The 21,651-nt window shown below is 62.2% G+C and carries 20 protein-coding genes; 9 read left to right on the top strand and 11 right to left on the bottom strand.

Annotation, left to right across the window (positions count from 1 at the left end; genetic code table 11):
- Positions 1-37 precede the first annotated feature (37 nt).
- A complete protein-coding gene (gene ppx, locus M1D99_RS01645; RefSeq protein ID WP_434573648.1) occupies positions 38-1,540 on the top strand; it encodes an exopolyphosphatase in 1,503 nt (500 codons plus the stop codon).
- 179 nt (positions 1,541-1,719) lie between these two features.
- On the opposite strand, the gene ppk1 is transcribed toward ppx, so the two are convergent.
- Both ppk1 and hemB read right to left on the bottom strand, forming a co-directional pair.
- Positions 1,720-3,936 (bottom strand): polyphosphate kinase 1, encoded by a 2,217-nt coding sequence (gene ppk1, locus M1D99_RS01640; RefSeq protein WP_434573646.1) that lies wholly within the window; start codon positions 3,934-3,936, stop codon positions 1,720-1,722.
- A gap of 17 nt (positions 3,937-3,953) precedes the next feature.
- Positions 3,954-4,967 (bottom strand): porphobilinogen synthase, encoded by a 1,014-nt coding sequence (gene hemB, locus M1D99_RS01635; protein ID WP_072405986.1) that lies wholly within the window; start codon positions 4,965-4,967, stop codon positions 3,954-3,956.
- A 204-nt stretch (positions 4,968-5,171) separates the two neighbouring features.
- On the opposite strand from hemB, the gene M1D99_RS01630 reads away from it, so the two are divergent.
- Positions 5,172-5,795 carry a DedA family protein gene (locus tag M1D99_RS01630; protein WP_186706835.1) on the top strand — a complete coding sequence of 208 codons (624 nt, stop codon included), beginning with the start codon at positions 5,172-5,174 and terminating at the stop codon, positions 5,793-5,795.
- Here M1D99_RS01630 and M1D99_RS01625 read toward each other — a convergent pair.
- Positions 5,776-7,023, bottom strand: a complete 1,248-nt coding sequence (locus M1D99_RS01625; protein ID WP_434573644.1) for a sterol desaturase family protein — start codon at positions 7,021-7,023, stop codon at positions 5,776-5,778. The genes M1D99_RS01630 and M1D99_RS01625 overlap by 20 nt on opposite strands.
- 124 nt (positions 7,024-7,147) lie before the next feature.
- Between M1D99_RS01625 and elbB the strand changes: the two genes are divergently transcribed.
- Positions 7,148-7,816, top strand: coding sequence for an isoprenoid biosynthesis glyoxalase ElbB (elbB, locus tag M1D99_RS01620; RefSeq protein WP_434573642.1), 669 nt, complete (start codon positions 7,148-7,150; stop codon positions 7,814-7,816).
- Between the two features lie 135 nt (positions 7,817-7,951).
- On the opposite strand, the gene M1D99_RS01615 is transcribed toward elbB, so the two are convergent.
- Positions 7,952-8,407 carry a YaiI/YqxD family protein gene (locus M1D99_RS01615; RefSeq protein WP_186706838.1) on the bottom strand — a complete coding sequence of 152 codons (456 nt, stop codon included), beginning with the start codon at positions 8,405-8,407 and terminating at the stop codon, positions 7,952-7,954.
- Positions 8,408-8,554: 147 nt separating this feature from the next.
- Positions 8,555-10,453 carry an FTR1 family protein gene (locus M1D99_RS01610; RefSeq protein ID WP_434573640.1) on the bottom strand — a complete coding sequence of 633 codons (1,899 nt, stop codon included), beginning with the start codon at positions 10,451-10,453 and terminating at the stop codon, positions 8,555-8,557.
- Between the two features lie 316 nt (positions 10,454-10,769).
- On the opposite strand from M1D99_RS01610, the gene M1D99_RS01605 reads away from it, so the two are divergent.
- The 4 genes from M1D99_RS01605 (at position 10,770) to M1D99_RS01590 (ending at position 14,095) form a co-directional block, all read left to right on the top strand.
- Complete coding sequence (locus M1D99_RS01605; RefSeq protein WP_434573638.1) at positions 10,770-12,164, top strand: COG3014 family protein; 1,395 nt, start codon at positions 10,770-10,772, stop codon at positions 12,162-12,164.
- A gap of 18 nt (positions 12,165-12,182) precedes the next feature.
- Positions 12,183-12,554: a YcfL family protein gene (locus tag M1D99_RS01600; RefSeq protein WP_186706841.1), complete on the top strand. Its 372-nt coding sequence runs from the start codon at positions 12,183-12,185 to the stop codon at positions 12,552-12,554.
- A gap of 206 nt (positions 12,555-12,760) precedes the next feature.
- The gene (gene lpoB, locus M1D99_RS01595; RefSeq protein ID WP_053126460.1) at positions 12,761-13,348 is read left to right on the top strand and encodes a penicillin-binding protein activator LpoB; all 588 of its coding nucleotides are present in this window, start codon (positions 12,761-12,763) and stop codon (positions 13,346-13,348) included.
- A 3-nt stretch (positions 13,349-13,351) separates the two neighbouring features.
- Positions 13,352-14,095: a penicillin-binding protein activator LpoB gene (locus M1D99_RS01590; RefSeq protein WP_434573636.1), complete on the top strand. Its 744-nt coding sequence runs from the start codon at positions 13,352-13,354 to the stop codon at positions 14,093-14,095.
- 224 nt (positions 14,096-14,319) lie between these two features.
- On the opposite strand, the gene M1D99_RS01585 is transcribed toward M1D99_RS01590, so the two are convergent.
- From M1D99_RS01585 to M1D99_RS01575, 3 genes are all read right to left on the bottom strand, one after another.
- Positions 14,320-14,952: a LysE family transporter gene (locus M1D99_RS01585; RefSeq protein WP_434573634.1), complete on the bottom strand. Its 633-nt coding sequence runs from the start codon at positions 14,950-14,952 to the stop codon at positions 14,320-14,322.
- A 147-nt stretch (positions 14,953-15,099) separates the two neighbouring features.
- Positions 15,100-15,681, bottom strand: coding sequence for a mechanosensitive ion channel family protein (locus M1D99_RS01580; RefSeq protein WP_186706844.1), 582 nt, complete (start codon positions 15,679-15,681; stop codon positions 15,100-15,102).
- Positions 15,681-17,591, bottom strand: a complete 1,911-nt coding sequence (locus tag M1D99_RS01575) for an ATP-binding cassette domain-containing protein (RefSeq protein ID WP_434573632.1) — start codon at positions 17,589-17,591, stop codon at positions 15,681-15,683. Before M1D99_RS01575 ends, M1D99_RS01580 begins: the two co-directional genes overlap by 1 nt.
- 50 nt (positions 17,592-17,641) lie before the next feature.
- Between M1D99_RS01575 and M1D99_RS01570 the strand changes: the two genes are divergently transcribed.
- Complete coding sequence (locus M1D99_RS01570; protein ID WP_434573630.1) at positions 17,642-18,106, top strand: TIGR02444 family protein; 465 nt, start codon at positions 17,642-17,644, stop codon at positions 18,104-18,106.
- Here the strand turns inward: M1D99_RS01570 and M1D99_RS01565 are convergent.
- Positions 18,103-19,305, bottom strand: a complete 1,203-nt coding sequence (locus M1D99_RS01565) for an AlgP family protein (protein WP_434573628.1) — start codon at positions 19,303-19,305, stop codon at positions 18,103-18,105. The two genes, M1D99_RS01570 and M1D99_RS01565, sit on opposite strands and share 4 nt — an antisense overlap.
- Positions 19,306-19,496: 191 nt before the next feature.
- On the opposite strand from M1D99_RS01565, the gene M1D99_RS01560 reads away from it, so the two are divergent.
- On the top strand, positions 19,497-20,162 hold the full coding sequence (locus M1D99_RS01560) for an FKBP-type peptidyl-prolyl cis-trans isomerase (protein WP_458131314.1): 666 nt from the start codon (positions 19,497-19,499) through the stop codon (positions 20,160-20,162).
- 60 nt (positions 20,163-20,222) lie between these two features.
- Here the strand turns inward: M1D99_RS01560 and rsd are convergent, their stop codons facing one another.
- On the bottom strand, positions 20,223-20,681 hold the full coding sequence (gene rsd, locus M1D99_RS01555; RefSeq protein WP_458131313.1) for a sigma D regulator: 459 nt from the start codon (positions 20,679-20,681) through the stop codon (positions 20,223-20,225).
- Between the two features lie 175 nt (positions 20,682-20,856).
- The gene (locus M1D99_RS01550) at positions 20,857-21,399 is read right to left on the bottom strand and encodes a disulfide bond formation protein B (RefSeq protein ID WP_458131312.1); all 543 of its coding nucleotides are present in this window, start codon (positions 21,397-21,399) and stop codon (positions 20,857-20,859) included.
- Positions 21,400-21,651 lie beyond the last annotated feature (252 nt).

The following is a 21,651-nucleotide window of genomic DNA, read 5'->3' as shown; positions in this document are numbered from 1 at the left end:
GCAGGATGGCAAGGTTATCGACCGAGACTTTTTGACCATGCCGCCATCCCAAGCCAAGAATCTGTCCCTGATCGCCGCCATCGACCTGGGCTCCAACAGCTTCCACATGGTCGTCGCCAAGGCCCAGAACGGGGAAATTCGCATTCTTGAGCGGCTCGGCGAGAAGGTCCAACTGGCCGCCGGCATCGATGAAGAACGCCAACTGAGCGAAGAATCCATCCAGCGCGGGCTCGATTGCCTCAAGCGGTTCGCCCAACTGATCAACGGCATGCCCCTGGGCGCGGTGCGGATCGTCGGCACCAACGCCCTGCGCGAGGCACGCAACCGGGGCGAGTTCATCCGCCGCGCCGAAGCCATCCTCGGCCATCCGGTGGAAGTCATCTCCGGCCGTGAAGAAGCCCGCCTGATCTACCTGGGCGTTTCCCATACTTTGGCCGACACCCCGGGCAAGCGCCTGGTGGCGGACATCGGTGGGGGCAGTACCGAGTTCATCATCGGCCAGCGCTTCGAGCCGCTGCTGCGCGAAAGCCTGCAGATGGGCTGCGTCAGCTACACCCAGCGTTATTTCCGCGACGGCAAGATCACCCCGGCCCGCTATGCCCAGGCCTATACGGCGGCGCGCCTGGAAATCATGAGCATCGAACACGCCCTGCATCGCCTGACCTGGGACGAAGCCATCGGCTCCTCGGGGACCATCCGGGCCATCGGCCTGGCGCTCAAGGCGGGTGGCCACGGCACTGGCGAAGTCAACGCCGAGGGCCTGGCCTGGCTCAAGCGCAGGGTGTTCAAGCTCGGTGAGGCGGACAAGATCGATTTCGAAGGCATCAAGCCCGACCGTCGGGCGATTTTCCCGGCGGGCCTGGCGATCCTCGAAGCGATTTTCGACGCCCTCGAATTGCAACGCATGGACCACTGCGAGGGCGCCCTGCGCGAAGGCGTGCTTTACGACCTGCTGGGACGGCATCATCACGAAGACGTGCGTGAACGCACCCTGGGCTCGCTCATGGAGCGTTATCACGTCGACCTGGAACAAGCCGTACGGGTCGAGCGCAAGGCGCTACATGCCTTCGACCAGGTCGCCGACGATTGGGACCTTAACGACGGGGTCTGGCGTGAGTTGCTGGGCTGGGCCGCCAAGGTCCATGAAGTGGGCCTGGACATCGCCCACTATCACTACCACAAGCACGGCGCCTACCTGATCGAGCACTCCGACCTGGCGGGTTTCTCCCGGGAAGACCAGCAGATGCTCGCGCTATTGGTACGCGGCCATCGGCGCAACATTCCCAAGGATAAATTCGCCGAGTTCGGCGACGACGGCATCAAGCTGATTCGCCTGTGCGTGCTGCTGCGTTTTGCGATCCTGTTCCACCACATCCGTGGCACCCAGGAAATGCCGCAAGTGGCCCTGCATGCCGACGGCGATCAGTTGGACGTGATGTTTCCCGACGGCTGGCTGGAAGAGAACCAACTGACCCAGGCCGACTTCGCCCAGGAAGCGGAATGGCTGACGCGGGTCGGGATTGTGTTGAACATCCACTGATTGCTTGCTGGAGTCCCTAGTGGCCCAACTGCAATCCATTGTGGCGAGGGAGCTTGCTCCCGCTGGAGGGCGAAGCCCTCCCAAGAGTTGGGGCTGCTGCGCCCGAAGCGTCGGACCGGCCCAGCGGGAGCAAGCTCCCTCGCCACAAAAGCTAAGCCTGCCACCCAACCTTCGAGCTTTTAACGAACCGCCAACACCGGGCTGCTCAAACGCTCCAACAAGGTCGCCTGGGCGCTGCGCGGGTTCTGGTTGCCGGTCGGCGTGTTGCGGATGTAACGGCCATCCGACTGCAGGCTCCAGCTGTGGGTGTTGTCGGTCAGGTAGCTTTCCAACTCCTTCTTGACCCGCAGGATCAGCTTCTTGCCTTCCACCGGGAAGCAGGTCTCAACTCGCTTGTCGAGGTTGCGCTCCATCCAGTCGGCGCTGGACAGGAACATCTGCTCCTCACCGCCGTTGAGGAAGTAGAACACCCGCGTGTGCTCCAGGAACCGCCCGATGATCGAGCGCACGTGGATGTTGTGGGACACCCCCGGAATGCCCGGCCGCAGGCAGCACATGCCCCGCACCACGAGGTCGATGCGCACGCCCGACTGGCTGGCCTTGTACAACGCCCGGATGATCTTCGGATCGGTCAGCGAGTTGAACTTGGCAATGATGTGGGCCGGTTTGCCATCCAGGGCGAACTGCGTCTCCCGGGCGATCATGTCGAGCATGCCCTTTTTCAGGGTGAACGGCGCATGCAGCAGTTTCTTCATGCGCAGGGTCTTGCCCATGCCGATCAACTGGCTGAACAGCTTGCCGACGTCCTCGCACAAGGCATCGTCGGAGGTCAGCAGGCTGTAGTCGGTGTACAGGCGGGCGTTGGCGGCATGGTAGTTGCCGGTGCCCAAGTGGGCGTAACGCACGATCTCACCGGCTTCACGGCGCAGGATGAGCATCATCTTGGCGTGGGTCTTGAAGCCGACCACGCCGTAGATCACCACCGCGCCTGCCGCTTGCAGGCGGCTGGCCAGTTGCAGGTTGGATTCCTCGTCGAAGCGGGCGCGCAATTCGATCACCGCCGTGACTTCCTTGCCGTTTCGCGCGGCGTCCACCAGGGCATCGACGATTTCCGAGTTGGCGCCGCTGCGATACAGGGTCTGGCGCACCGCCAGGACGTGGGGGTCCTTGGCGGCCTGGCGCAGCAGGTCGACCACCGGCGTGAACGACTCGAACGGGTGCAACAGGAGGATGTCCTGCTTGCTGATCACGCTGAAAATGTTCTCGCTGTTTTGCAGCAATTTCGGGATCTGCGGCGTAAACGGCGAATATTGCAGCTCCGGATGGCTGTCCAGGCCGGTGATGCTGAACAGTCGGGTCAGGTTGACCGGGCCGTTGACCTGGTACAGCTCGGTCTCGTGCAGGTTGAACTGCTTGAGCAGGTAGTCGGACAGGTGTTTGGGGCAGGTGTCGGCCACCTCCAAGCGCACCGCATCGCCGTAGCGACGGGAGAACAGCTCGCCGCGCAGGGCACGGGCCAGGTCTTCGACGTCCTCGGTGTCCACCGACAGGTCGGCGTTACGGGTCAGGCGGAACTGGTAGCAACCCTTCACTTTCATGCCCTGGAACAGGTCATCGGCGTGGGCGTGGATCATCGACGACAGGAACACATAATTGTCCCCGGGGCCGCCGACGTCTTCCGGCACACGAATGATGCGCGGCAACAGGCGCGGCGCCGGGATGATCGCCAGGCCGGAATCGCGACCGAAGGCGTCGATGCCTTCCAGCTCGACGATGAAGTTCAGGCTCTTGTTGACCAGCAGCGGGAACGGGTGCGTCGGATCGAGGCCGATCGGCGTAATGATCGGTGCGATCTCGTCGCGGAAATAGCGGCGCACCCAAGTCTTGATCTTGGTGTTCCAGTTGCGCCGGCGGATGAAGCGCACCTGGTGCTTTTCCAGCTCCGGCAACAGGATGTCGTTGAGGATCGCGTACTGCCGGTCCACATGACCGTGGACCAGTTCGCTGATGCGCGCCAAGGCCTGGTGCGGTTGCAGACCATCGGCGCCGGCCTGTTCACGGGCGAAGGTGATCTGCTTCTTCAGGCCGGCCACACGAATTTCGAAAAACTCGTCCAGGTTGCTGGAAAAGATCAGCAGGAACTTCAGCCGCTCCAGCAGCGGGTAGGACTCGTCCAGCGCCTGCTCCAGCACGCGGATGTTGAACTGCAGTTGCGACAGCTCGCGATGGATGTACAGGCTGCTGTCATCCAGGTTCGGAATAGCAATCGCCGGCGCCGGGGCAGGCTCGACCACAGCCGGGGGAGCGGGCTCCAGCTCCGGCGGTGTCTCGGCGACTGGCTCGACCACGGGTTGAGCGTCTTTTACGGCAACTTCTGTGAGTCCTTCGGTATTCATCGCAAGTTCCTGGGAGGCTATTTCTGCTCTCGTAACAATTGGGCGGCGCGCACGGCAAAGTAAGTCAGGATGCCATCAGCGCCTGCGCGTTTGAAAGCGGTCAAGGACTCCAGGATCACCCCTTCGCCCAACCAACCGTTCTGGATCGCGGCCATGTGCATGGCGTACTCGCCGCTGACCTGATAAACAAAGGTCGGCACTTTGAATTCGTCTTTGACCCGGCAAAGAATGTCGAGGTAGGGCATGCCAGGCTTGACCATGACCATGTCTGCCCCTTCTGACAAGTCAGCCGCCACTTCGTGCAAGGCTTCCTGACTGTTGGCCGGGTCCATCTGATAAGAGGCCTTGTTGGCCTTGCCCAGGTTCAGCGCCGAGCCGACCGCATCGCGGAACGGGCCGTAATAGGCGCTGGCGTACTTGGCCGAGTAGGCCATGATCCGCACATTGACGTGACCGGCGACCTCGAGGGCTTCGCGGATCGCCTGGATGCGCCCGTCCATCATGTCCGACGGCGCTACCACCTGGGCACCGGCCTCGGCATGGGACAACGCCTGCCGGACCAGCGCATCGACGGTAATGTCGTTCTGCACATAGCCTTCTTCGTCGAGGATACCGTCCTGCCCGTGGGTGGTGAACGGGTCCAGCGCCACGTCGGTGATCACCCCCAGTTCCGGGAAACGCGCACGCAGGGCACGGGTCGCACGTTGGGCAATGCCCTCCGGGTTCCAGGCTTCGGCGGCGTCCAGGGACTTGAGCGCCGGCGGCGTAACCGGGAACAGGGCCAGCGCCGGAATGCCCAGCTCGACCCAGTGGGCGGCTTCTTCGAGCAGCAGGTCGATGGTCAGGCGCTCCACCCCGGGCATCGACGCCACCGCTTCGCGACGGTTCTCACCGTCCAGCACGAACACCGGCAGGATCAGGTCATCGGTGGTCAGCACGTTTTCACGCACCAGCCGACGAGAGAACTCATCACGGCGGTTGCGACGCAGACGGGTAGCAGGGAACAGACGATTGGCGGGGGTAAAGCTCACGGCAGACTCCTGAGCCCGCAGACGGGCGAGCGTGACAGTTATAAGCGGCCATTATGACGAACGCGTGACAGTTGTGCGAAAGCGCGACCGGTAGTCGCAGTCATTGTCTTCTGTAGGAATTGTTCACGTCGAGACACATTTCGATACTTTCCTGAATGTGCCCGAAGGGTTAGGCTGCGCGTTCATTTCGCCAGCACCCAGACAATGCTCCAACAATTTCTGCATGACTTCGGCTACTTGGCCCTGTTTATCGGCACGTTCTTCGAAGGCGAAACCATCCTCGTGCTCGCAGGCTTCCTGGCGTTCCGTGGCTACATGGACATCAACCTGGTGGTCGTCGTGGCGTTCTGCGGCAGCTACGCGGGCGATCAGCTGTGGTATTTCCTGGGGCGCAAGCACGGCCGCAAGCTCTTGGCGCGCAAGCCGCGCTGGCAGTTGATGGGCGATCGCGCGTTGGAGCACATCCGCCGGCATCCGGACATCTGGGTCCTGAGTTTCCGCTTCGTCTACGGCCTGCGCACGGTGATGCCGGTGGCCATCGGCCTGTCAGGCTACCCGCCGGGCCGCTACCTGCTGCTCAACGGCATCGGCGCGGCAATCTGGGCCACGGCCCTGGCCGCCGCCGCGTACCACTTCGGCGCGGTGCTGGAAGGCATGCTGGGTAGCATCAAGAAATACGAACTGTGGGTGCTCGGCGCGCTGCTGGTGCTGGGCCTGGTCCTGTGGCTGCGCCGGCGCATCAAGAATGCGCGGCTGGCCAAGAAAGTCCTCGAAGCCGAGCGACTCGAACAAGCCAAGTCTGCCGAGCCTACGACGCCAACCGAGTAAACCGGCTGCGGCAGCAGTACAGCCCGATGCCGCTGAGCAGGCTGTAGCTGAGCAGCCCGACCCAGGCCCCATGGCTCATCACAGCGCTGGCCGGCCACAACCCGGCCAAGGGCGCCAGCCATACCAGCGGCAGGTTCGACGCCAGCCGCAACAGCTCCAGCTTCAGCGCCCACGGGCGATTCTCCAGGGCCACGCCCAACACGAACAGACCGAACGCCACCGCGCCCCAACCCAGCACCAGGGCGGCGACCGGCAGGCTGCCTTCAAGGTTCATCAAATAACTGCCCAAGGCAATGTAGACGCCGAACTGCAGCCCTGCGTACCACTGCTGGCGCAGGTCCAGCGGCACTTCGAATTTGCGGAACTGGCTCAAGTCCGGCTTGTTCAGCGGGTACCGGGCCGCGACATCCGCCGGACGCCAACCGGTGGGCATGAACCAGATTCGCAGCTTGTCCCACCAGCGCCCCGCTCGCCGCGCATCGGCCCACAGCTGGGCATAGAACTGCAGGTTGGCCCACAACGGATTCCAGCTCGCCAGCGGCGTGGTCACGCCAAAAATCACCGGCTCGTTATCGTCTTCTTCCTGGAAGGTGCCAAACAGACGGTCCCAAATAATGAACACCCCGCCGTAGTTGCGATCCATGTAGAGAGGGTTCTGTGCATGGTGGGCACGATGATTGGACGGCGTCACGAAACACCACTCCAGCCAGCCGAGCTTGGGAATGTGCTGGGTGTGGACCCAGAACTGGTACAGCAGATTCAACGCCGCAACGCTGACGAAGACCACCAACGGCACGCCCAATACGGCGAGCGGGACGTAGAAGACCCAGCTCAACAGGAAGCCGGTGCTGGTCTGGCGCAACGCGGTGGACAGGTTGTAGTCCTCGCTCTGGTGATGCACCGAATGGGCGGCCCAGAGGATGTTGCGCTCATGCCCCATGCGGTGCAGCCAGTAATAGCAGAAGTCGTAGAGCACAAAGGCAAACACCCAGGTCCAGGCCCGGTCGGCAGGGAGCTCGATGACGGCCAGGTGCTTCAACGCAAAGGCATAGGTCACCAGTCCCACGCCTTTGGTCAGCAGGCCGGTGGTGGTCGACAGCACGCCGGTGCTCACGCTGTTGATCGCGTCTGCCACGCGGTAGTGGCTCACGCCCCGCCAGCGATCGGCCAACAACTCGACGGCAATCAGCACAAAGAAGAACGGCACGGCATACAGGATGAAGTTCATGACGCAACCCGGGCAGGCGAGGCAGGGAGATAACCGGCAGGTTAGGTGTAGCTGCCCGATCCCCCTATGGCAACGAGTGACAAATTAGTAGACATTTAACGCCATGAATCTGGAGAAAAAGCCCATGAGCAAAAAAATTGCAGTGATCCTTTCCGGCTGTGGCGTGTATGACGGCGCCGAGATCCACGAAAGCGTGATCACCTTGCTGCGCCTCGATCAGCGCGGGGCGCAGGTCCAGTGCTTCGCCCCCGACATTGCCCAGTTGCATGTGATCAATCACCTGACAGGCGAGGAGATGCCCGAGAGCCGCAACGTGTTGGTGGAGTCCGCGCGGATCGCCCGGGGCAACGTGAAGGATTTGCGTGACGCCAACGTCGACGATTTCGATGCGCTGATCGTACCCGGTGGCTTTGGCTCGGCGAAAAACCTCTCCAACTTTGCCGTCGAAGGCGTCGGTTGCACGGTCCAGCCAGAAGTCCTGGCCTTGACCGAGGCCTTTGCCGAGGCCGGTAAACCGGTGGGGCTGATCTGCATCTCCCCGGCCCTGGCAGCAAAAATCTATGGCCCGGGGGTGACCTGCACCATCGGCAACGACCCGGACACGGCGGCGGCCGTGAGCAAAATGGGCGGTACCCACGAAGACTGCGCGGTGACCGACATCGTCGAGGACCGCGCGCGCAAACTGGTCAGTACCCCGGCCTACATGCTGGCGCAGAACATCAGCGAAGCGGCTTCGGGCATCAACAAGCTGGTGGACCGGGTGTTGGAATTGACGCACGAGAACGACGCCTGACCCCGCAACCGCTCCTGAACCTTCTTCCTGTGGGAGCGGGCTTGCTCGCGAATGCGGTGTGTCAGTCATCGATGAGCCAACTGAACCGACGCCTTCGCGAGCAAGCCCGCTCCCACAAGGGAATTGAGGCAAGACTCAGGAAACTCGAGTCAACCGAGTCAGGATCCGATCCAGCGCATTGGCAAATCCTTGCTTGTCCCGCTCGCTGTACGCCGCCGGGCCGCCACCCATATGCCCCTGCTCACGCAAATCGGTGAACAGGTTGCGCACCGCCAGGCGCTCGCCCATGTTTTGCGCGTCGAACTCCTTGCCCCGCGGATCCAGGGCGGCGACGCCCCTCTTTACCAACCGGTCGGCCAAGGGCACGTCGCTGCAGATCACCAGCTCACCCGGCACGGCGTGCTCCACCAGGTAATCGTCCGCCGCGTCAGGGCCGCTGGGCACCACGATCAACTTCACACAGGCCAGGGCCGGCTTGATCTGCGGTTGGCCAGCCACCAGCACCACCTCGAACCGGCGCTTCAAGGCGAACTTGACCACCAGTTCCTTCGCCGCCTTGGGACAGGCGTCGGCGTCGATCCATACGCGCATTGAGTGGCTTCCTCTAAATTAAAAAGCATCGCGGGCAAGCCTTGCTCCCACAGGTAAGTGCTGGCTGTGGGAGCAAGGCTTGTGCGGGAGCAGGCTTGTGTGGGAGCAAAGCTTGCTCGCGATCATGAGCGCAGCGAATGCCGCTTTTCAGGAAACCTGCACCCGACGCTTCTCCGCCACCCAACTGCGCCCATACAGCACCACGATCGCCACGATCGCCACCACTTGCGCGGCCAGCGAATAGGCATCGGCATGAATGCCCAGCCAGTCGAAGTCGAAGAACGCCACCGGATGGGTGCCGAAAATCCCGGCTTCCTGCAACGCCTTCACGCCATGACCGGCGAACACCACCGACAGCGCGCACAACAACGCGGCGTTGATGCTGAAGAACAGCGTCAGCGGCAGTTTCGCCGAGCCGCGCAGGATCACCCAGGCCAACCCCACCAGCAACACCAGCGCCGTCGCACCGCCGGCCAGCACCGCGTTGTGCCCGGCAGGGCCCGCTTGCAGCCACAGGGTTTCGTAGAACAGGATCACTTCGAACAGTTCGCGATAGACCGAGAAGAACGCCAGGATCGCAAAACCAAAACGACCACCGCCGCCCACCAGGCTGCTCTTGATGTAGTCCTGCCAGGCCGCTGCGTGGCGACGGTCGTGCATCCAGACGCCCAGCCACAGCACCATCACGCTGGCGAACAACGCCGTCGCGCCTTCGAGCAACTCGCGCTGGGCACCGCTGACGTCGATCACATACGCCGCCAGGCCCCAGGTCGCCAGGCCGGCCAGCAGCGCCAGGCCCCAACCGACGTTAACGCTGCGCACCGCCGACTGCTGGCCGGTGTTGCGCAGGAATGCCAGGATTGCCGCCAGCACCAGGATCGCTTCCAACCCTTCACGCAGCAGGATCAGCAAGCCGGAGATGTAGCTCAGCGACCAGCTCAAGCCATCGCCGCCCAGCAAGTCGGCGGACGCTTTCAACTTGGCCTTGGCCGCGTCCAGGCGCTGTTCGGCCTGCTCCACCGGCAGACCGTCCTGCAGCGACTGACGGTAGGCCATCAGGGCCTTTTCGGTGTCTTTGCGCACGTTGGCATCGACATTGTCCAGCGAGCTTTCCACCAGCTCGAAACCTTCCAGATAAGCCGCGACCGACAGGTCGTAGGCCTGGTCATGGTCACCGGCGCGATACGCCGCGATGCTTTTGTCCAGAGTAGCGGCCGTGTAGTCGAGCAACTGCGCCGGGCCACGTTGCACCTGTGGCGGCTGGGCACGCTGGGCACGGAATGTCGCCGCCGCCGCCGGGCCTTGCGCGGCGAGGACTTCGCCCGGGGTCTGGCGCGCCAGGTCAGCGAGGTTAAAGACTTGTTCACTTTTGGCCGCGGCCGGGTCGGCGCTGAAGCTGGCGATGTAGGTCGCCAGGTCCCAGCGTTGACGGTCGTCGAGCTGATCGGCGAAGGCCGGCATGTCGGTGCCTTCGATGCCCATGCCGAGGGTGTTGTAGATCCCATAGAGGCTCAGGCGATCCAGGCGCTGGGCGTCCCGCAAGTTGGCGGGCGGCGGTTCCAGGCCAACACCGGCAGGACCGTCGCCGGCACCGCTGGCACCGTGGCACACCGAACAATTCTGCGCATACAACGGCGCACCGCGAATGGGATCGGGAGTGATGACCGGCGCTTGGCTGACTTCATATGCCACCGCCAGCTTGGCCCCCAGCTGCCGCGCCAGGCGGGCGACTTCGCCGCCGTCCTGGCGCTGGGTGATCGCCGTGCGCAAGGCGCCGATGCCCTGGACCAACTCGGCCTTTTCCGGTTTGGCCGGCAACCCGACGATCAACCCTTCCAGCGCCTGGGTGAACTCCAACTGCTCGCGGTACTCCGCCTCGTCGATGACCTTGCCTGCCTCGACCGTAGCCGGGTAATCCGCCCCGATGTAATCCAATAAATGCAGCGCCTGGGGGGCACTTTCGAGGGTGTCGGCCAGCAGCGAAGTGCTGCACAGCGCAAGCAATGGCAATACAAGCCAGGCCAGCAAACGGAACGGCGCAGTCATGAATGACTCTCGGTTGGTAATAAGAAGTAACACATTGTTCACTTCCAATGGCTTTGGCTCAAGGGCGGATGTGCCTGGGGAGCCGATTTTCATCGGATTTTCATGCTTTGGAGGTGATGTCACAAAAACAGCATTTCGCAATTGAAAAGCCATTACATAGCCAAGCGCCATGTTTATAATCCCGCGGCCTTCTTATCATTCGATGGCATAAAAGCTCCTCTTTTTATGAGGAACCGACAGCGTTTCGACGCTCGTCCGTGGGATCGCTCCAGCCCGGCCCGCACACCCCCGGCTGCTATCAGGGAAGAAAATGTTCATGGCATCCCGTGCCGTTCTTTCGGTCGCCCTCGGCGCGATCACCTTGTTGTCCGGCTGCTCGGCCTTTCGCAACTACGACAGCGAATTGGCCCAGACCAACCAGCAGCTGGCGTCCGGCAACGTCGACGGCGCGTTGACCCTGCTGGAAAAGAACAACTCCAGCCAGGACAAAGACCTGCTGTATTACTTCGAGAAAGGTGAGCTGCTGCGTGCCAAGGGCGATTTGTCCGGCAGCCAGACCGCCTGGAACAGCGCCGATCAGCAGGTCGGCCAGTGGGAGGATGCGGTCAAGCTCGACACAGCCAAGTACCTGGCCCAGTTCGGCAGCTTCCTGGTCAACGATAAAGTCCGCCGCTACGAAGGCTACGATTACGAAAAGGTCATGCTGACCACGCAGATGGCCTTGAATCTGCTGGCAGTGAACGACTTCGACGGCGCCCGGACCCAGATCAAGAAGACCCACGAACGCGAAGCGGTGATCGCCGACCTGCGGGACAAGGAATACCTCAAGCGCGAGGAGGAAGCCGAGAAACAAGGGGTCAGGACCGAATACAAGGACCTCCAGGGTTACCCGGTGGCCAGCCTCGACGCCCCGGAAGTCGTCGGCCTCAAAAACAGTTACCAAAGCGCGTTCAGCCACTACCTGGCCGGTTTCGTCTACGAAGCCCTGGGTGAAAAAGACCTGGCCGCGCCGGGCTATCGCAAGGCCGCCGAACTGCGCCCCAACACGCCATTGCTGGAGCAGGCCCTGCGCGACCTGGACAAGCCTGCCGCCAAAAGCGATGACAGCGACATCCTGATCGTGGTGCAGAGTGGCCTGGCGCCGTCCCGGGACTCGATCCGCATTCCCCTTCCGCTGCCGATCAGCGGCAACTTGGTCATCACACCGTTGTCGTTCCCGCTGATCAAGCCTGACACCTCCACAGCCACCTTCGGCCAGATCGGTGTCGATGGCCGCCAGTTGGACCTGACCCAGCTCAACAGCACCACCGCCATGTCCCGCCGGGCCCTGCGCGACGACATGCCGGGCATCATCCTGCGCACCACCGTGCGCGCCGTCACCCGTGGCGTGGCGCAAAAGCAAATCAACGAAACCAATCCCTTGGCCGGCTTGGCCGTGGGTCTTACCTCGGCGGTACTCGAAGGCGCCGACACCCGGACCTGGCGCACCCTGCCCGACTACACCCAAGTGGTGCGCCTGCGCCTGAAGAAAGGCGAGCACCAGGTCACCCTGCCAAGCGCGGTGGGCGGTTCGGTGGTCAAGGTCACCGTCGACCAGCGCTACCAGGTCATCACGCTGCGAGCGGTGGGTAACCAAGTGTTCGCCGGCGGCCTGGCGGCCCAGGTGATACCAAGCGCCAACCCGACCGCCATTGCCCTCAAGCAACCTTAAGAACGGAGTCTTGTTCACATGCGTTTAAAACTGATCGCCGTCGGCGCCCTGGCCTTGCTGGCCGGTTGCGCCACCCCGCCGCCACCGGAGCCGGGCAGCGCCGCCAGCAAGGTCGTGGCGATGGGCAAGACCAAGAACATCGTGGTCGGCGCCATGCGCGTGGCCCGGGAAAACGGCTACATGACCGTCAATGTCCAGTTGAGCAATACCAGCTACAACAACAAGACGATGTATTACCGCTTTGCCTGGCTGGGGCCGGAAGGCTTTCCGATCGCCGAAGAAGAAACCTGGAAAAGCCTGACGATGTATGGCGAACAGACCAGTTTCCTGCCGGCCATCGCACCGACACCCAAGGCCGTGGACTTCCGTTTGGAAATCAATACCCCTTGAGCCTGATCCCGGTCGGTCAAGCCAGCACCGGACCTGTGGCGAGGGAGCTTGCTCCCGCTGGGCCGCGAAGCGGCCCCAAGATCTTGCGGTCGCTACGCAACCGAGCGGGAGCAAGCTCCCTCGCCACAGGGACCGTCGGCACAAGTTCCTTTACCGATCGGCATTGCACCTAAGCCCATATTCATTCAGTTTTCGAGAGCCCCCACATGTTCGTACGCATTTCCTCCCTCGCCCTCGCCGCCCTGCTGGTCAGCGGCTGTGCCAACAACTCGCCGGTCCTGGGCAACAAGAACATCAGCTACGGCGATACCAAGGCCGTGGAAACCGTGACCAACGAGTTCGGCTCCACCGACCTGCAAATGATCGCCGAGTCCATGACCCGCTCCCTGGCCCAGTCCGGCATCCTGCAGGGTCGCCCGGTTGTCCAGGTCTATGACGTGAAGAACAAGACCAGCGAATACATCGACACCCGCGAAATCACCACCAGCATCAAGACCCAGTTGATGAAGACCGGCGCGGCCCGTTTCGCCAGCGACAACACCGCCATGGAAAGCCAGGTCGACCAGCTCAAGCTGCAGAACCAGAGCGGCCTGTACAAGAAAAGCACCGTGGCCAAGACCGGCAACATGATCGCTGCCAAGTACCGCCTCGAGGGCTCCATCAGCTCGATCGTCAAGCGCAGCAGCGACTACAAGGACGTCTTCTACAAATTCAGCCTGCAATTGATCGACGTCGAGAGCGGTCTGGCCGAGTGGATGGACGAAAAAGAAATCCGCAAGACCACGGAGCGCTAAGCCATGCGCACATGGATAGGCATCATGGCCCTGGCCTGCGCATTCAGTGCCCAGGCGGCCCCAAAAGTCGCGGTAACCGACCTGGCGTACCAGGAACGGGTGGAGGAATACATCCACACCGTTTCGGCGCAGAGCAACTTCCAGGCGACCCCCTACAGCGCCAGCGCTTCCTCGAGCTACGACGAGATGGAAGCCACCAGCAGCTACATCGAGCAGGGCGAACTGCGCAAGTTCACCGGCGACATCAAGGGCGAGATCCTGCGCAGCGGCATGTTCCAGCTGACCCAGGGCACGCCCCACACGGCGGCATCCAGTGGCGACGTGTATGACGTGATCAAGCGCATCAAGGCCGGCAACTTCAAGGGTGCCGACTACGTGCTGTTCGGCACCGTGTCGGACATCGATTTCACCCGCGACATCAACGAGCTGGCCCATACCGACAGCTACTCGGCTGTGCTGGCGTTGACCCTGGTGGCGGACTTCAGCCTGATCAACACCAAGACCTACGAGATCACCTCGGCCTTCACGGCCATGGGCGAAGGCCAGGACACCAAGTTGCTGAACCACCGGGACGCACGCATCAGCCTCAACCGCCCGCGGGTGGTCCGCGAAGTGTCCAAGGCCCTGGGTGAAGACGTGGCGCGGCAACTGAGCGAACAACTCGGCGGCCCGAGCTACGAGCAACCTGGCGAACCGGTACAGCGCAATAACCTGCCTCGGGATACGGCGCCGGTGATCTTGCGCTGAGTCATACCGTCGGGTAGCTGTTTAGCGGCTCTTGTGGCGAGCTAGCTGTTTTAGCTTCTGTGATGAGCTGAATGCTTTTGTGGCGAGGGAGCTTGCTCCCGCTCGGTTGCGCAGCGACCGCAAGATCTTGGGGCCGCTTCGCAGCCCAGCGGGAGCAAGCTCCCTCGCCACAAAAGCCCTCTACAAAAGCCAGCCACAAAAGCTACCTCGCCACAGGTTTTGCTTTATGCAGCAGCCTTTCTGATCGTCGCAAGCAAACCCGCCGCGCCAATGAACATACCCGCGAAGGCACGGTTCATCCGCCGCTGTTGTTTCGGTGTGCGCAACAGACGCAGGACTTTAGACGCCAACCCGGTGTACCCGGCCATGACGATGAGATCGACGGCGATCATGGTGACGCCCAGGATCAGGTACTGCTGGATCAACGGTGCATGGGGATTGATGAACTGCGGCAACACCGCCAGCATGAACACCAGCGCCTTGGGGTTGCTGACATTGACCAGGAAACCGCGAAACACCAGCGCCAGGGGCTTACCTATGGGCCGTGGGGCCGCGTCGTCGGTCATGTCGCCGGGAATGGCTCGCCACTGCTTGACCCCCAGGTAGACCAGGTAGGCCACGCCGAACCACTTGATGGCATAGAACGCAGTGGCCGACGCCGTGAGGATCGCGCCAACACCGGCGGCAACGACCAGGATTTGCAACGCCAGGCCCAATTGCAGGCCCAAGGCGTTCCAGTAACCGCGCCAAAAGCCATATCGCAGACCGCTGGACATCGATGCAATCGCGCCGGCACCCGGCGAAAGACTGATCACCCAGCACGCAGCGAAAAACGCCAACCATGTTTCCAGCACCATTGCACTCCCCGGCTCGGATTCGTCGAAACGACTAAGCTAATGCGCCGTCACGCCGTTGACCATCGTTTTTTGCACACGCATTTGAGTCGATGCAAACACCGTGGCGAGGGAGCTCGCTCCCGCTGGGCCGCGTAGCGGCCCTATGCGTTATTCGACGAACCCACCCACCGGAAACGCCTCACTGCCGCGCCAGCGCCGCACCGAGCGCTGGAAGAACAGGCTGTTGGGCACTTGCACCATCGCGCTGCCGGTGCCGAGTTCCTCGGGTTCGATCAGCGTGGTGTACAGCAGATTGATTGCCACCACGCGCCCCTTGATACCGGGCTTGTCGGTGCTATCCACCAACTCGACCACATCGCCCAGGCGAAAGGGTCCCACGGTGTAGATCAAAACGGCGCAGAACAGGTTGGACAGCACGCTCCAGATGGCGAAGAACGCCACCGCTGCCACCGCGACAAAACCCGACAGCGCCGTCCACAGCACCGTGGCCGAGACACCCAGGCGTTCGAGCACCACCAGCACCGCAGTGCCCATGATCAGCCAGCGCAGCACACCCCGCAGGATAATCACCAGTTGGGGTGGGAGCGGGTAACGCTCACCCAGGCCCGTGAGCGCACGCGCGACGAAGCGCTGCGAGACATAACCGGCCACCAGGATCAGCAGGATTTGCACACCGAGCCAGATCGGCTCGATCCACATGACAGGGACAGGCAACGCCAACGCTTCCATCAGGACAACGCCTCCAGCTCCGCTTGCAGGTTTTCCAGCAATTCCAGCGCGTGCATCCAAGCCTCCTCGAGCTCCGCTTCCCGGACCTTCAGCTTGGCCTGTTCGGCCAGCAGGTCACGCAACTCATCCTTGCGCGCTGCCTCGTAGAGACCACTGTCGCCCAGGCTGGTTTCGATTTTCTGCAGTTTTTCATGCAGCTTGCCCAGCTCGGCTTCGAGCTTGTCGGCCTCGCGCTTGTGCGGCGCCAGTTGCTGGCGCAGTGCGGCGGCGGCCTGGCGCTGGGCTTTCTTGTCGGTCTTGTCCGGGTTGACCGGTGTGCTGCTGACCGGCGCGTTGCGCTGGCGGTACTCCACCAGCCAACGGGCGTAGTCCTCCAGGTCACCGTCGAACTCCTCGACCTTGCCATCGGCGACCAGGAAGAAGTTATCCGTGGTGCTCTTGAGCAAATGCCGATCGTGGGACACCACCAATACCGCGCCACTGAATTCCTGTAAGGCCATGGTCAGGGCCAGGCGCATTTCCAGGTCCAGGTGGTTGGTCGGTTCATCGAGCAGCAACAGGTTCGGTCGGCCCCAGGCGATCAATGCCAGTGCCAGACGGGCCTTTTCGCCACCGGAGAAATTCAGCACCGGCTCGTCGATGCGCGCCCCGCGGAAATCGAAACCACCGAGGAAATCGCGCAGGGTCTGTTCGCGCTCGGTCGGCGCCAACCGTTGCAGGTGCAGCAGCGGGCTGGCCTTGGAATCCAGGGAGTCGAGCTGGTGCTGGGCGAAGTAGCCGACGACGGTGTTTTCACCTCGGGTCAGGCGCCCGGCCAGAGGCTCGAGTTCGCCGGACAGGTTCTTGATCAGGGTCGACTTACCGGCACCGTTGGGGCCCAGCAGACCGATCCGCGCTCCAGGGGTCAGTTGCAGCTTGACCTTCTCCAGCACGGTCTTGTCGCCGTAGCCCAGGCGCGCGTCGGACAGGTCGATCAATGGGCTGGAGATCTTGGTCGATTCGCGGAAGACAAAATCGAACGGTGAATCGACGTGGGCCGCCGATAGTTCTTCCATCCGCTCCAGCGCCTTGATCCGGCTCTGGGCCTGGCGGGCCTTGGTGGCCTGGGCCTTGAAGCGGGCGATGTAGCTTTCCATGTGCGCACGTTGCGCCTGTTGCTTCTCGTAGGCCTGCTGTTGCTGGGCCAGGCGTTCGGCACGCGCGCGCTCGAAGGCGCTGTAGCCGCCGCGATACAAGGTGAGCTTGCGCTGATCGACATGGGCCACGTGATCCACCACCGCGTCGAGGAAATCGCGGTCATGGGAAATCAGCAGCAGCGTGCCTGGGTAACTCTTGAGCCAGTCTTCGAGCCAGATGATGGCGTCGAGGTCCAGGTGGTTGGTCGGCTCATCAAGCAGCAACAGATCCGAAGGGCACATCAATGCCTGGGCCAAGTTCAGGCGCATCCGCCAGCCACCGGAGAAGTCCCCGACCTGGCGATCCATCTGCTCATTGGTAAAGCCCAGCCCGGCGAGCAATTTGCGCGCGCGGGCATCGGCGGTGTAGCCATCGGCACTGTCGAGTTCCGAATGCAGGCGGGCCTGTGCGGCACCGTCGTGGGCCGCTTCCGCCGCCGCCAGGTCACGTTGCACCTGGCGCAGGCGCAGGTCGCCATCGAGCACGTAGTCCACCGCCAGGCGCTCGAGGGTGTCGACCTCCTGGCGCATGTGGGCGATGCGCCAGTCGGCCGGCAGCAGGCAATCGCCCGAGTCCGGGTGCAACTCGCCTCGCAGCAAGGCGAACAGGCTCGATTTGCCGGCGCCGTTGGCACCGATGAGGCCGGCTTTGTGGCCGGCGTGCAGGGTCAGCTCGGCGTCTTCTAGCAGACGTTGCGGGCCACGCTGTAAAGTCAGGTTCTGAAGTCGGATCATAATGGCGGCGGAGTCTACCAGCTTCGCTCGCAACTGGCGCGAGTAGCACGATGTCCCCTGACCTGTGGAGTTTTTCCCTCGACCTCTATGCCAAGCCTGGCGTAGAGCCTGCGTGCCTGGCGGCACAAGACGCCGGCGCCAACGTCTGCCTGCTGCTTTGTGGCCTGTGGCTGGCGCAGCGCGGCGTGGCCTGCAATGAACACCGGCTGCAGCGACTTCGACGAATGGCCGAGCCGTGGGAGACCGAGGTGGTGCGGCCACTGCGTACGCTTCGCAACCAATGGAAAGCCGGCGCCCTTCAGGACACGGCACTCAATGGCCTGCGCGAACAGGTCAAGCAGCTGGAGTTGGCCGCCGAACGGCGATTGTTGGAAAGATTGGAAGCGCTGGCCATGGATTGGCCGGGGGCACAACAGAACGATTCAGCGCAATGGCTGCAAGGGCTGGCGGCGAATGCCGAACCCGCGAGCCGCGACGCGCTGCATCAGCTGCGCGTCGCGGTGTCCGGCACTTAGGAAGCGCTGGTTGGGGTGCTGCTGGCGGTCGGCGCAACGGCAGCTGGGCTGGTCGCCGCGGCCGGCGTGCTGGCGGTTGGCGCAGGTGCCGCGGTCGGAGCCGGAGCCGATGTTGCGGGCTTGGCGGCTGGCGCAGTCGCAGGTTTTGCAGCGGCTGGTTTTTTCACGGCCGGTTTCGCGGCGGGCTTGGCAGCAACTGGTTTCGCGGCGGCTGGCTTGGCAGCCGTTGGCTTCGCAACTGCAGGCTTGGCCGCGGCCGGTTTGGCAGCGGGTTTAGCCGCGGTTTTGGCAGGGGCTTTGGCAGCGACTGGCTTGGCAGCGGTTTTTGCAGCGGGCTTGGCCGCAGCCGTTTTGGTTGCCGCAGGCTTCGCTGCCGGTTTGGCAGCAGGCTTGGCGGCAGCCGGTTTTGCAGTGGCTTTTACCGGCGCTTTGGCAGCCGGTTTAGCGGCGGCTGTTTTAGCGGCAGGTTTGGCGACAGCTTTTGCCGCAGGCTTGGCGGCAGGTTTAGCAGCCGCTTTTACAGCAGGCTTGGCAGCGGCAGGTTTAGCGGCCGCCGTTTTTGCAGCGGGCTTGGCAGCCGCCTTGACGACTGGTTTTTTCGCCGCAGGTTTTGCAGCGCTGGCAGCGACGGGTTTGGCAGCCGGCTTGCTGGCGGCTTTGGCCGGTGCTTTGGCGGCAGGCTTGGCAGCGACTTTGGCCGGTGCTTTGGCGGCAGGCTTGGCAGCGACTTTGGCCGGTGCTTTTGCCACGGCGGGTTTAGCCGCCGGCTTCTTGGCCGATACAGCGGCAGGCTTGGCAGCACGAAGCGACAGCGCCTTGCCCGCGGCTTCTTGCACGCGACCGACGCCTTGGGCCAGTTTCAGGCTTTCCTGGGCATCACGCTTGAGTTGCAGAATGTAGGCGCGGGTTTCGGACTGACGATCCTTCAAGGCATCGAGCAAGTCTTCGAGCTCTTTCACGACGTCTTTAGCCTTGGCTTGGGCCTTGGCCTTGCCAGCGGTGGCTGCGTCTTGCAGTTTGGTGCGCGACTTGTGCAGTTTTTCCTGCGCCTTGCCGCGTTGCTTTTCCAGTTTGGCGAGCAGTTTTTCAGCATCAGCCAGCGCTTGGGAGCAGGCATTTTCCAGATGTTCGAGCAGGCTGCCCGAGAGTTGTTGGAGCAAGTGCAACGGAGTGTTTACAGGCTTCTTGGTGGCCGACATGGTTTACCTCCTGACTGACGTGAGTGCGGCTCATACTAGACCTCTGCTGCAACCGCCGCTAGGGCATGTTGACAGTACACAAGACGTTGCGTTGCAAGGGAGGAAAAATCTTCTGCGCCAGTGCCTTGGCAATCCACCTCTACAGATATCGGCACTGGCATAATTCCTCGATTCGAGGCCGGAGAGCACACATGTCGCGTCACCTGTTTTTACTCCTGTGCATGGCTTGCGCCACGGTCCAGGCCGCTGAAAAAACCAGCGTAAACGATGCCCACGATTTGGCTTACAGCCTGGGCGCCAGCCTTGGCGAACGCCTGCGCCAGGACGTGCCGGACCTGCAGATCAAAGCCTTGGTCGAAGGTTTGCAACAGGCCTACCTGGGCAAGCCGCTGGCGCTCAAGGATGAACGCATCGAACAAATCCTGGCCGAGCACCAGGCGCAACTGAACGCGCCTTCGACAACGCCGCAGACCGAAGCCGCATTGAAAACCGAGCAACAATTTCTCGTCGAAGAAAAGAACCGACCCGGCGTCCAGCAACTGGCAGACGGCATCCTGCTGACCGAAATCAAGCCAGGCCATGGCGCGAAGGCCGGCCCTCATGGCAAGGTCCAGGTGCTGTATACCGGTCGACTGCCGGACGGCTCCGTATTCGATTCCAACCGCCAGGCACAATGGTTCAACCTCGACAGTGTGATTGACGGTTGGCGCAGTGCATTGCCGCAAATGCCGGTCGGCGCGAAATGGCGACTGGTGATTCCGTCGTCCCTGGCCTATGGCGCTGAAGGGGCCGGGGATGTGATCCCGCCGTACACGCCATTGGTGTTTGAGATCGAGTTGCTGGGCGCGACGACCTGACGTTGACCCAATAAAAAAAACGGTGCGCAATGCGCACCGTTTTTTCATGACCGCGAGGCCTCAGGCCTGGACGGTATCTTCTTCCTTGTGAGCGTTGTGCAGCACTTCGATCAGGCAGTCTTCCAATTCGAAACGCTCGTGCAGCAAGCCGCCCAGCTCCTTGAATTTTTCCGCTACACACTTGCCTTCATCGCACAGGTCGTTGAACGCCAGCAGCTTCTCGGTGATGACATCGATGCGCGGGTAAATCGTCTCGGCCAATTCCAGGCCGCGCTTGTCGTTGAAGGCCTTGGCCTCGCCCGTCAGTTGTTCATAGATCTCGAAATGACCGGCAGACACATAGTCGACCAGCACACCGCAGAACTCTTGCAAGGGTTTGCGGCTTTCGCTCAGGGCTTCAGGCTTGCCGCCAAGATCATCGTAGGCCCGAATCAGTTCGCGACGCTCTTGCAGCCAGCGATCGATCAACAGATGCACCCCACCCCAGCGTTCCTGAGCATTCTGACAACTTTCGAGCATGGTGATTTCTTCCCTTGTGAGTCATGCCCCTCGCAGCCTGTGCACGCCTGATGGAACAGGGACAAGCCAGACACAACATGATCGAGCGGCACAATTCCAATAACACGTGCGGGCCAGATTATGCCCGCACGACAACGGCTTCAAGGTACGCAGGAGATAAAGTTCATACAAGTGTTTAATCCACGGCCCGGACCAACTGCGACGTCTCGCCGCTGAGCGGTTGTACCAGAGCACTCCAGGCAAGGCGCAGCAGCAGATAGGTCATCACGCTGGACACCGCAAGAAAAAACAACAAGCTCCACTCGGGGATGCTCATGTCGAACAACGTCCAAGTGATATTCGCGCAGTCGACGGTGCCATCAAAGATACGATGCAACGCGCACCACCACGAATCCATCAGCTTGGGCTGGGCAACACAATCAGCAAACGGCTCGAACGAATCGCTTTGCATCAAGACCTGACGCCAGGCCAGGGTCATTCCCCCCGCTGCAAAAACCAGCCCTGCCGTACCGTAGAAGAGCGTGCCTCTTTGGCCTGGACCCTGTACGCAGGCCACGAGACTGTTCACCAGGAACAGCATCAGGCACAACCGCTGCAAGACACACAGGCTGCAAGGCGCCAGGCCGACCGAATATTCCAGATACGTGCTAATGCCCAAAGCCAGGGCGGCGGCGATGGAAGCCATGAGAAACAAGAAACGTGAGCTGGCCAAAGACATGGCGATTCCGTAACAGAAGAGACAAGCTGTTACGGTAGAGGAAAGCCCTCGGGCCTTTCAAGGCAGCCCCGCGCAGACACTTCACCAGGGGTGTAGGGAATTCCCAACAGGCCGAGAAGGATACGGCGCGATGAGCTGTAGGACTTTACTGATGGTATGACCAAAGCCCCAAAACCGTATTCGCAACAGCGCATTTAAGGTTCACCAACCCGTGGCGAGGGAGCTTGCTCCCGCTGGGCTGCGCAGCAGCCC

Source organism: Pseudomonas sp. R3-41 (assembly GCF_054161485.1).
The sequence above is the reverse complement of the archived record's forward strand: the minus strand, read 5'-3'. Positions and strand labels throughout refer to the sequence as shown.